Here is a 10595-nt window from a genome sequence, read left to right on the forward strand (position 1 = left end):
CGCTTGAGGGCAGCTGTCCCAAACTCGGGACGGCCGTCGGCTTTTGCAACCTGACAGTAGGCGACGTTCCAGAAGGCACATCGAGGATGTTCGGTAAAGTCATATGGTCCGATCCTCGATATTATTTCCTCATCGATTTGGGGCTCCCGACCTACGAACAGGACCAATGGGAAATCGTGAGTGAGGGTCTTCGATCCATAATAGACGAGGGATGGATGACGGTTGATTTGGTTACTCATACTCGAACCTCCAAGGGGTGAGGGCAGTGGTGGGGGTTATCAAATTTGGTTTATCAAGCAACTGCCAGACTAGCTCGGAACAGAGTTTCAGCTTTGTGCCGAATTTCATCCTTCCAAACGAGGTGATCAAGCCACTCGGTCGGAATTCCAGAGACACCATAGATCGCTCCGGCAATCTGACCAGCGACGGCGGCAGTAGTGTCCGCATCCTCTCCAAGGTTTGCGGCAAGAAGAACCGCATCCGCGAAACTTGACGTCCTTGAGACCGCCCAGAGGGCGGCATGAAGAGAGGCTACTACGTAGCCAGTGCCACGAACATGGTGGCGATGTTGGCCAATCTCGAAACCCCTGACCTGCTGTACCGACGGGCGGGTCAGTAGTTTAGGGAGTGACCAGCCTCCAATCGCATCAGCCAGGATCTCGGCCAAAGTCTCACAGCAGGCTACGGCCTCTACGGCCGCATGTGTGGTGCGTGACTGGTCTCCTGCAATACGGATCAGGCGTGGACGGTCATTCCAGTGGCGCACCGCGACGGGTGCCAGACGCATGATCGAACCGTTCCCGGCCGTTCGTGGATCTGTCGACCCAGCAAACGCTTTGCCGTTCGCCTCGAAGGTCTGAATGGCATCTAAAGTTGTGTTGCCAATATCAAAGCAAACACCAGTGTGAGAGTACCGCCCGTCACGGTACCAGCTGACGAACCGCTTCATCAGGTCAATGGCATCGAGGTCAGGATTCGTGATCAGGCTATCGGCGAGCGCCAGAGCCATAGAGCAGTCGTCGGTCCAAGCGCCAGGCTCCAGTCGGAACGGACCCCCGCCAATTATATCGTGAAGGACCGGCCTGTCCGGCTTCGGGCTGAACTCGAGGGTAGTTCCTAGTGCATCTCCTACAGCGAGACCAAGAAAGGCACCGAGCGCGCGATTCTGAACCGATGCTTCATCGACAGCGACATGATTGGTAACCGGTTGACCACGCCGAACGGCACTGTTGCAGGAACTTGCAAAGGGCATAACGAGCCCAGTTCAATGAGCCGCTCAGGCAGTAAGACCGAAGAGCTGATTGACGAGACGGATTTCGCCTGTCGCTCGACGTTCCCGCTGGATGCAATGACTGCGGCGGGTCATGCGAACGATTTCAAAGCCCTTCAGGGTCGCAATGGCGGTTTTCATCGTCTGGAAGCCGCGTGTCGGTCGGATCACGCGCTTGAGCGCCCCATGATCTGCCTCAAGAATGTTATTCAGGTATTTCGAGGTGCGATGCTCGACATCCTTCGATAGTAGCCCGTCGGTCTGTAGGCGCTGGATTGCCTTGGGATACGACGCCAGTTTATCCGTCGTGATGGAGGATGGTGGATAGTCGCTCATCGTCTTTAGCGCTTTACGCAGGAAGTGATAAGTTACTCCAGTATCGCGCCGCTCTGCCAGCATGGAGGCGATCAGTCGGCCGAATTTGTCGACAGCACGGAACAGGTACCTCCATCGCCCGCCGACCCGCACATAGGTTTCATCAACCCGCCATGATCCTAATCGATGGCCCTGGTATTGGCGAACTCGCTTCTCAATCTCGGGGGCATAGCGCTGAACCCAGCGGAAGATGGTGCTCGGGTCAACAGCGACACCGGCCTCCTCCATCACCTCAGCCAGATCACGGTAGCTGATCCCGTATTTGCAATACCAGCGCACACACAGCAGAATGATCTCAGCTGGAAAGCGGCGGCGCTTGAACAAAGACAACAGAACGGCTCCTCGATTAGCCGCCCTGTCCTAACCCGCCACGGTTAATGCAACGGAGCCCTTCTACCAGACTTCAGCTTCAGCTCAATGCACTCGTTAGCTCTCGGACGGTTTCAATAGGTTACGCCTCGGTATAGAATGCAGCCTCTTTAGCGTACGCTCTAGAAAGAGCCAAGGGAACGACAATGAACATCATGAAGAGCTTCGCCCTGGCCGTAATCGCAGCCACCTTGGCAGGTGGCGCGGCTACGGCGCAGGATAGAGTCGTCAAGATTGCCACCGAAGGTGCTTATGCTCCCTGGAACTTCACAGGTGCGGGCGGCAAGCTCGAGGGTTTCGACATTGATCTGGCCAACGAACTCTGCAACCGCATCAAGGTGAAGTGCGAGATCGTAGCCCAGGACTGGGATGGGATTATTCCCGCGCTTCAGGCGAAGAAATACGATGCCATCATGGCCGGCATGAGCATCACCGATGAACGCAAGCAGGTGATTGACTTCGCAGGCCCCTACGCAGACTCGCCAAATGGCTATCTGGTGGCGAAGGACACGCCACTCGCCAAGATGCAGGGCACAGGGCAAACCTATAATCTGGTGAGCCAGCGAGCAGAGGCCGAGAGGGCGATTGAAGCCACGAAGCCGCTCCTCATGGGCAAAACGATCGGCGTGCAGGTTTCCACGACTCATCCAGTCTTCGCCGAGAAGTATCTAAAGGGGACAGCTGAGATCCGGGAGTACAAGACCACCGAGGCACACGACCTCGATCTTCTGGCCGGCCGCATCGATGCGGTGCTGGCTGACGCCACTGCGATTATCGGCACCCTCGATAAGCCAGAGTTCAAGGACTACACTCTCGTTGGTCCCGCAATCACCGGTGGCATCCAAGGCGACGGTGTCGGAATTGGGCTGCGCAAGGAGAATGCCGAGTTAAAGCAGAAGCTCAACGAGGCGATCAAGGGTGCCACTCAGGACGGTACCATCCAAAGACTGTCCATGAAGTGGTTCAAGATCAACATCGCTCCGAAAAGCTGAGGATGGCGGTTCGATGCTCACGTCCGTCAACTCAGTCTGTAACCGGTCCTGCGGCCTGAGCTAGCGTTGCACTCAGCAGCGGGGCTCAAGCCGTGAAACGCTCAATCGAGTAGGGCCTCGGGTCGGTGAAGGTTTCCCGGCCGGTCATCATCTCGGCCAGTAATCGCCCGGTGACCGGCCCAAGGGTCAAGCCATGATGATTGTGGCCAAAGGCGCACCATAGCCCTTTATGTCTTGGGGCCGCACCAATGATGGGACGCATGTCAGGGAGACAGGGGCGTGCCCCCATCCACGGCCGTGGATCAATGCGGTCTTCAAGAGGGAAGATCCCGCGTGCCAGGGGCTCCGTTTGGTCCAACTGCAGAGGAGTTGGTACAGAGTCTCGGTGGGCAAACTCGACACCCGTCGTCAGGCGGATGCCGCGGGTCATCGGCGCCAGCAGAAAGCCACCATCCACATCGACCACAGGATGGTGCAGGACAGCATCGGCTCTTGGCCGGAAATGCACATGGTACCCACGCTTGACGGCCAACGGCACGCGATACCCGAGCGGACGTAGGGCTGTGTCGGACCATGGTCCAAGAGCAATTACGACATCGTTGGCGCGGACCAAGCCATCCTGGCTGCGGACAGTCCATTCGATGCCGTCCTGCTGGAGCGTGCGGGCCTCGCCGTGAACGAAACGGCCGCCGCGTCGCAGAAACAGGTCAGCGTATCCTTTTACGAGACCGCCAGGGTCAGGAACCGTCGCCGGGTCCCGCCAATGAATTCCGCCAATGAGGGTCTCGGACGTGTGAGGCTCGCGCTGACGAAGGGCCTTGCCGTCGAGGATATCGAGATGCAACCCATAAGGCTCGAGAGCCGCTGCATTCTTCGCTGCTTGGTCAAGGGACCTTGGGCTGCGGAATGCCTCAATCCAGCCTGTCCGGCGCAATTGCTCCAGGAGTCCGGCTTCGGTCATAAGGAGTTCATGCTCTGCGACTGACCGCTCAATGAGAGGCAGCATGTCGGCCGCTGCCTTTTTCAAGGATCCGGGTGCGGATTCGCGCCAGAATTGCCAGAGCCAAGGGAGGATCCGGGGCAGGAAGCGCCAGTCGGAACGGACATCTGCGGAGCGGTTCAGGGCGTAGAGGAGGATGGTCCTGAGATCGCGGGGAACCCCGTAGGGAATGACGCTCGACCGTTCAATCAGCCCGGCATTGCCGTGGCTTGTTTCCTCGCCCGCGCCGCGTCGGTCAATCAGGACGACATCGCGCCCCCGCATCTGAAGGTGCCGAGCGGCGGAGACGCCCACGATGCCGGCTCCCAGCACAATGACATCGGCGCGGATTTCAGGATGTGGGTGTGTCATCAGGTTAGGAAGCGTGCGAACCCACGCGGTGGATCTCGAGCGCCATCTTCACGTCCTCAATCCCAAGGCCCATGGACCGGAAAAAACTAGCTCGATCGGGGGAGGGGGCTTGTGCCTTGCCGCAGGCAAGCTCACCCAGATCACCGCGGATGTCGTCGCGGGACCATCCATTCCCGGAGGCCAGCACCATCTCACCTGCGATGAGTGGGGTCGTCGACCGATCGTCGCAATAGACATTCATTTGGGTCAGGGCTCCTGGCGAAATTTCATGTGCCCGTGCGACATTGGTGCTGATCGAGGTCACAAGCATCCCGGGCTTGATATGCTCCATGGATAGAACTGGGGTGCCGGAGGATGTACAAAGCAGCACCACATCGGCATCGGTCACCGCGAGAGAGCAATCGTTAACGATCTCAGGAACCGGTCGGAGTTCACCAAGGCTCGCCTCAAGGGCCTCCTGCTTGGTGGAGATATTGCGTGAATGGATGCGGATCCGCCGCCACGGTCGAAGCGGCAGGACGTGACGCAAGTGAGCCAAGGCAATGGGGCCGCTGCCGATGATCGCCAGATTGGCCGCATCAGATTGGGCGAGGAGGTCGACCGCCAAAGCCGTTGTTGCGGCGGTTCGCTCTGTCGTCAGCGCCAGTGAGTCGCAGAACAGCAAGGGCTGTCCCGTCTCAAAGCTCATCAGCATCGTCGTGGCCGTGACCTTGCCGCCAGACGGGGTGACCACATAGGGCGAAACCTTGACCCCAAAGACACCATCCTCCGGCAGCACACCCGAGTAGGTAATGAAGTCGCCCCGGCTGTCGGGCAGCAGGGTGAGAGCCTGCGGCGGCTGGGTCACCCGGCCTCGTCCGTGCGCCTCGAAGAGCTCGCGCATCGCCGCGACGGCGTCAACGCGCCTCATCCGATCCAAGACGGCAGTGGCATCGAGCCAGGCAGGGGAGGGCTGTGTCATACTCTGTTCTCCGACGCGATCGGCATGTCAGACCGCCCTGTGCGGATAAAGACTTCAGGGTTGTAAGGAGTGTTCGGGTCGAGTGGATACATCGGCCTCGGAACACGATGGAAGGTGAACTTGGTCAGGTCTGGGGAGGCGAGCGCCCCGCTGTCGCACACCAGAACACGACTTGCGATCGGCTCAAACGCGGCCCGGAAATGCTGCATGGATTTGACACCGACGATCCTCTTGGCGCGAGGGTCGATGCCGAAGGCGAAGAATTGCTGCAGATCATGACACTGGTGAGGCTCGGTCACGATGACGACCTGAACGCGCCCAACCTCGATCACCGCCGTGGGGCCAAAGGACATGTGGACGCCCGCATACATCGGTCCATCACAGGTGTAGCTGCCGTCGGATACGCTCAACAGCGTGCCAGTGAGGTCAAGGGACTCGCCACCAAAGGACGCGTTCACTTTGCCACCGAGGCGGATCGATACCGTTTCACCGGGCTTCCTGCTGTGCAGCTGCGAGGCAGTCTCGGGGTCCACAATCGGGCAGAAGCAGGCGTCTGCGTCCGCCGCAATCAAGGCCCGAAGCAGGTTCGTGCCATCGCCGTACCCTCCGGCCCCGGGATTGTCGGCATAATCCGCAATCACCACTGGCCGGTCATCGCCCGCAAGTGCGGAAGCTACTGCCTCCTCCGGGGACAGGAAGCGGTTGACGAGAGCATGGCGCATGTCCCACATCGCCTTCGCCATCTCTTCGGCAAACAGCCGGTGGGGCTCCGGATCTCCGGAATAAGTCACGGTGATCGTCGGGCCGATCTCATCGATATCGGCATAAGGGAAGGCGCCGTTGACGCTCACCGCGAGAACGTTGGGCTCGCTTTCATACGCCCGGGCGCGGTCCATCACGGCGACAAGCGGCCCGACATCCGTGCGGCCGCCATTGGCGTCCTCCAGCATGGGGGGGCGCACGAAGAGGGTGTGTGGCTTGATTTCGCCAGCCATGGTCCGATGCAGCAGCTCGCCCGCATGCCGGCCGGCCACGCGCATGTCGATATGCGGATAGGTCTTATAGGACACCAGAATGTCGGCCAGTTCGCACATGCGCCTGGTGACGTTAGCATGCAGATCCAAGGTCGCGGCGATCGGAGTCTTCCGACCGACAATGGCGCGGAGGCGTTCAAGAATCTCCCCTTCGCCATCACCTGAATGGGTTGTGACCATGGCGCCGTGGAATGCGAGCAGAATCCCATCGAGCCGTTCCCGCTCCCGGCGGGCGGCTTCCTCGACGACCTTCACAATTTCCTCGAAAGCCTCCTCGGTGACGCAACCTGCCGGATTAGCATGGGCACTGATGACATGAACCAGTTCCCAGTTCTTCTCGCGTGCAACATCCAGGAAGCCCGCGACCTCGGTATTCGTCCCATCGAGCGCACGCAGAGCCTCGTCACCGTGGAGCAGGATCACGTTGGCGAAGCGGTCAAGGGATGTCAGGCGCACACTGAAGGAATTCGACTCGTGCATGATCTGTGCCGAGAGAACGCGAAAGGACATGGTCCGACTCCAGGTTTGAAGGAGGGCAGGGGACGAGTACCGGTGAAGCGTCTGCTCCCTCGTGTCTCGTCCCCATGCAAAGAGGCAGCGTACCCCGCCGGCTCAGCCGAGCGGGGCACTTTCAGCAACATTGATCGTTCATTACTTTGCGGCGAGGTCGCGCTTGAACCACTTCTGGGACAGCCGTGAGATGGTGCCGTCGGCCAGGGCCGATGCGATCGCCTCGTCGAACATGACTTTCAGGTCTTGGTCAGCTTTGCGCAGACCAGCGGCAACACCCCGACCCATGAAACCACCGGTAAAGCCGGGACCGGCAATGACGAAGTTCTCAAAACCCGGCTTGCTCAGGGTGATGTCGAGGGCTGTCGTGGCGGCGGCCACAGCGTCGACACGTCCTGCCGCGAGATCGAGGTCATGCTGCTCCGTAGTCTTGTACTCGCGGATTTCTACACCCTGGAACAGGCGCTCCATCAGGGTTGCGAGAGTGGTCGAACCCTGGACGCCCACGACCTTTTCCTTAAGGAGGGGCTTGATCTCGTCAGCGGCCTTCTGAGCCGCCGCAGCATCCGCGCCGATATCGAAGACTTTGTCGTTCGGCACCTTTGCCAGGGGAGAGTCTTTGGGAACGAGGAAGGCGCCGGGGGTGCGTGCATACGGCTGCGAGAAATTGATGGTTTCCAACCGCTTATCGGTGATCTGCATCCCGGCCATAATGACGTCGTACTTGCCGGCGTTGAGCGCCGGGATGATGCCATCCCAGTCCTGGGCTACGATCTCGCACTTCACTTTCATCCGCGGGCAGAGCTCGGCAATAAGATCGATTTCGAAGCCTTCGAGCTTGCCGCCAGGGCCAGTGAAGTTCCATGGAGCATAGGCGCCTTCCGTGGCGATCTTCACGGTTTCCCATTTCTTTGCCTGTGCGAAGGCGCTGCCTGTGGCCGCAAGAAGCCCCAGAGCTGCCATACCGAGTACTTGAAGACGCTTCACCGAGCCGCTCCCTTTTTGAGTGTTTCTGAAATCCATCCAGGGGTCGACCAAGGTCTCCACCAGGAGCCTCAGACCTTGCTCTAGACAGATAGGCTCACGCAAACGAGAATGTCTCCGGCTCAACTGTGAGAAAATCTAACAATGGCGGCACGTCGACTTCCTCCTCTCAATGCTCTGCGGGCCTTCGAGGCAGCGGCCCGCCGTCGCTCGATCTCCCGGGCCGCTGAAGAGCTCGGGGTGACGCATGGAGCAGTCAGCCACCAGCTCCGAACCCTGGAAGCCTTCGTCGGCACCGATCTCTTGGAGCGGGCGGGCAACCGCTTCAAGCTGACGGTGGCAGGAGAGCAGCTCCTAGCCCCCCTGAGTTCCGGGTTCGATCTTCTGGCGGCAGCCGTTATCAGCTTGGATCGACCGAGCGTGCGGGGCGACGTCACTGTGAGCGCGCCACCTGCTCTGACATGCCTGTGGCTCGTGAAGACGGTCGGCGATCTCTTGAAGCAGTATCCGGACCTACGATTGCACCTGCGTCCCTCAAACAGTCCGAAGGAGGTCATCGCCTCCGATGTCGATCTGTGCATTCGCTATGGTGATGGAATCTGGCCTGGCCGGCGCAGCGAGCGGTTGACGGACACCGATCTCTTCCCGGTCTGTCAGCCGGATCTTCTCGCAAGCGGTGACATCCGGGAGTTGGCCGAATCGCCTCTGCTATGTGCCGCAAACGGTCACGAGTGGGACCTCTGGTTGGCGACAGTCCCGCAGGGAAGCATCCTCACGGGAGGACGCCACTATCTCGGAAATCATCTCGCAATGATCGAGGCGGCTGCCGGCGGCCTTGGTCTCGCCATGGGAGACAACGTGACCTGTCAACGCTACTTGGAATCTGGGGTTCTCGTTCGACCGTTTGCTGAGAGCGTCCGGGCGCCAGCCTCATTTTTCCTGATCGATGCCGGCGATCACGAGCGGCGTCCGGCCGTAACGGCGGTTCGGCAATGGATCCTTGAAACCTTTGATCGCGAAACCGCTCTAGCCGCCTGAGTCCAGTACGGGAGACAATGGCGACGACCCAGAGTTCTTGTCAAAATGCCGAGTGGTATCGCTCACTCGAGTCCAAGCCGCAAACGGGCAGAGAGTTATGAGATCCCCTCAGCACTGTGAGATTTAGGTTCCATAATCTTTGTTTGGGAATTGTTATAAAGGTATGCTGTCCTTTCAACGATGAACCTTCATCCCGAGATTGCGTTATGTCCTTAATGAGATATAGTCTATATATAGACACAGCGGTGATGCCATGGCACAGCCTCTCAAGAACCACACGGAAGCTGCCTCACAGGATCTCCTTCACCTGGAGCAAGCGCGCTTTGAGCCCTCTAATCGGAGGCGCCTGAGCGCTCCCGGCATGCGTACCTTCTTGGCCGTTGCCGACCTATGGGGCCTAACCGAGCAGGAGCGCCTCCGGATCCTCGGGTACCCAGCGCGTTCCACCTATCACAAGTGGGCCAAACAGGCCCGTGAGCACGTCGAGTTTACCCTAGACGCCGATGTTCTGACCCGGATCTCAGCAGTCCTTGGAATCTACCAGGCGCTGCGCGTCCTATTCGCAACGGAACAGGAAGGCTTGGCATGGCTTCGTGGACCTCATCAGGCCACAGTGTTTGGAGGTCATCCGCCGATCGAACTTATGGGCGATGGCACTCAGGACAGTCTCCTGACCGTACGGCGCTTCCTCGATGCAGCCCGTGGCGGCCTCTACATGGAGCCCAATGCGGCAGATCGGAACTTCATCCCCTATGATGATACGGATATCCACTTCTCGTGACCAACGTCGCTGAAGCGCCTTACCCGACGTATCGCCTGATCCCATCCCAGTTTCCGCCCATTGGCCTGTTCGACACAGTGGCAACCCCTGCCGACCTATCGGCGGTCATGGAGTTGGTCGGGTGGACCAATGACCGGCTGGTGGCCAGCCGCATTTCTCGCCTTCCCCAACAGGAATGGGTTTATGGCCGGCCGAACGCCAGCATCGTGATGGCGGCGTTCCTGCACGTCAGCCCCGCAGGCATGCGGTTCAACTCGCCCGACCTCGGGGCCTGGTATGCTGCCAGCGAAATCGAAACGGCGGTAGCCGAGGTCGGACATCACCTTCGACGCGAGGCAGTGGCACGGAACGTTCCGGAATTGACACGGGTCTATCGAAGCTATTCAGCGCGACTGAATGGTGTCTACCTGGATATACGCGGCCAACAGACAGAGCGTGCCGATGTTTATGCGCCTGATCGCTACGAGGCCTCGCAGCAACTAGGAGAAGCGATCCGTCGTGCTGGTGAGGCTGGCATCATCTACGACAGCTTGCGGCGCCGTGGAGGAACCAACATCGTGGCGCATCGCCCCACGAATATTCTCGATGTCACGCAGGCTGATCATTTCGAGATACGCGTTCCGGCTGTCGGACCTCGAATTGACGTGCGGAAACTCACCGCCGCTTAGGCGGAGAAGTCATCGGGCCAAGAGATCTTTGCTAGCGAGCACCTTTTCGCATTGCTGCGCTAGCAAGCGGTGTGGTCCATTCATGTCCGAGAAAGCACCAACGAACCGCTTGGCTTTGCTTAGGAGCTGTTCGCGCTCGGGGCCGTGCTCGCCTCCTTCACCGGTGTTGTCATGTCTGGATGGCGCCCGTTTGGCAATGTGATTGTTGTTGACGTTTCGGCCTAGCGGGGCGGGTGCAGTCATGTCTCCGGCCTTTGAACGC

At 59.5% G+C, this 10595-nt stretch carries 10 protein-coding genes and 1 pseudogene; 4 read left to right on the plus strand and 7 right to left on the minus strand.

The window, feature by feature from the left end:
* Positions 1-292 precede the first annotated feature (292 nt).
* Positions 293-1252: an ADP-ribosylglycohydrolase family protein gene (locus IC232_RS21255; protein ID WP_190846952.1), complete on the minus strand. Its 960-nt coding sequence runs from the start codon at positions 1250-1252 to the stop codon at positions 293-295.
* Between the two features lie 24 nt (positions 1253-1276).
* On the minus strand, positions 1277-1975 hold the full coding sequence (locus IC232_RS21260; protein WP_190846953.1) for an IS6 family transposase: 699 nt from the start codon (positions 1973-1975) through the stop codon (positions 1277-1279).
* Positions 1976-2160: 185 nt separating this feature from the next.
* Here IC232_RS21260 and IC232_RS21265 point away from each other — a divergent pair, with 185 nt between their 5' ends.
* Positions 2161-3006, plus strand: a complete 846-nt coding sequence (locus IC232_RS21265) for a lysine/arginine/ornithine ABC transporter substrate-binding protein (RefSeq protein WP_190846954.1) — start codon at positions 2161-2163, stop codon at positions 3004-3006.
* Between the two features lie 85 nt (positions 3007-3091).
* Here IC232_RS21265 and IC232_RS21270 read toward each other — a convergent pair whose 3' ends face one another.
* The 4 genes from IC232_RS21270 to IC232_RS21285 all read right to left on the minus strand — a co-directional run bounded on the left by IC232_RS21270 (position 3092) and on the right by IC232_RS21285 (position 7849).
* Positions 3092-4357 carry an NAD(P)/FAD-dependent oxidoreductase gene (locus tag IC232_RS21270; RefSeq protein WP_190846955.1) on the minus strand — a complete coding sequence of 422 codons (1266 nt, stop codon included), beginning with the start codon at positions 4355-4357 and terminating at the stop codon, positions 3092-3094.
* A gap of 4 nt (positions 4358-4361) precedes the next feature.
* Positions 4362-5318: an ornithine cyclodeaminase family protein gene (locus IC232_RS21275; protein WP_190846956.1), complete on the minus strand. Its 957-nt coding sequence runs from the start codon at positions 5316-5318 to the stop codon at positions 4362-4364.
* A complete protein-coding gene (locus IC232_RS21280) occupies positions 5315-6862 on the minus strand; it encodes a M81 family metallopeptidase (RefSeq protein WP_190846957.1) in 1548 nt (515 codons plus the stop codon). Before IC232_RS21280 ends, IC232_RS21275 begins: the two co-directional genes overlap by 4 nt.
* Positions 6863-7003: 141 nt before the next feature.
* Positions 7004-7849: a transporter substrate-binding domain-containing protein gene (locus tag IC232_RS21285; RefSeq protein WP_312895212.1), complete on the minus strand. Its 846-nt coding sequence runs from the start codon at positions 7847-7849 to the stop codon at positions 7004-7006.
* Positions 7850-7990: 141 nt separating this feature from the next.
* Here IC232_RS21285 and IC232_RS21290 point away from each other — a divergent pair, with 141 nt between their 5' ends.
* The 3 genes from IC232_RS21290 to IC232_RS21300 all read left to right on the plus strand — a co-directional run bounded on the left by IC232_RS21290 (position 7991) and on the right by IC232_RS21300 (position 10333).
* Positions 7991-8884 (plus strand): LysR substrate-binding domain-containing protein, encoded by an 894-nt coding sequence (locus IC232_RS21290; protein WP_190846958.1) that lies wholly within the window; start codon positions 7991-7993, stop codon positions 8882-8884.
* 361 nt (positions 8885-9245) lie between these two features.
* Positions 9246-9665 carry an MbcA/ParS/Xre antitoxin family protein gene (locus IC232_RS21295; RefSeq protein ID WP_246812319.1) on the plus strand — a complete coding sequence of 140 codons (420 nt, stop codon included), beginning with the start codon at positions 9246-9248 and terminating at the stop codon, positions 9663-9665.
* Positions 9662-10333, plus strand: coding sequence for an RES family NAD+ phosphorylase (locus IC232_RS21300; RefSeq protein WP_190846960.1), 672 nt, complete (start codon positions 9662-9664; stop codon positions 10331-10333). Before IC232_RS21295 ends, IC232_RS21300 begins: the two co-directional genes overlap by 4 nt.
* Positions 10334-10342: 9 nt before the next feature.
* On the opposite strand, the pseudogene IC232_RS32110 reads toward IC232_RS21300, so the two are convergent.
* Positions 10343-10595, minus strand: a pseudogene (locus tag IC232_RS32110) (hypothetical protein); the annotation flags it as partial.

The organism is Microvirga sp., assembly GCF_014699075.1.
GTDB lineage: Bacteria > Pseudomonadota > Alphaproteobacteria > Rhizobiales > Beijerinckiaceae > Microvirga.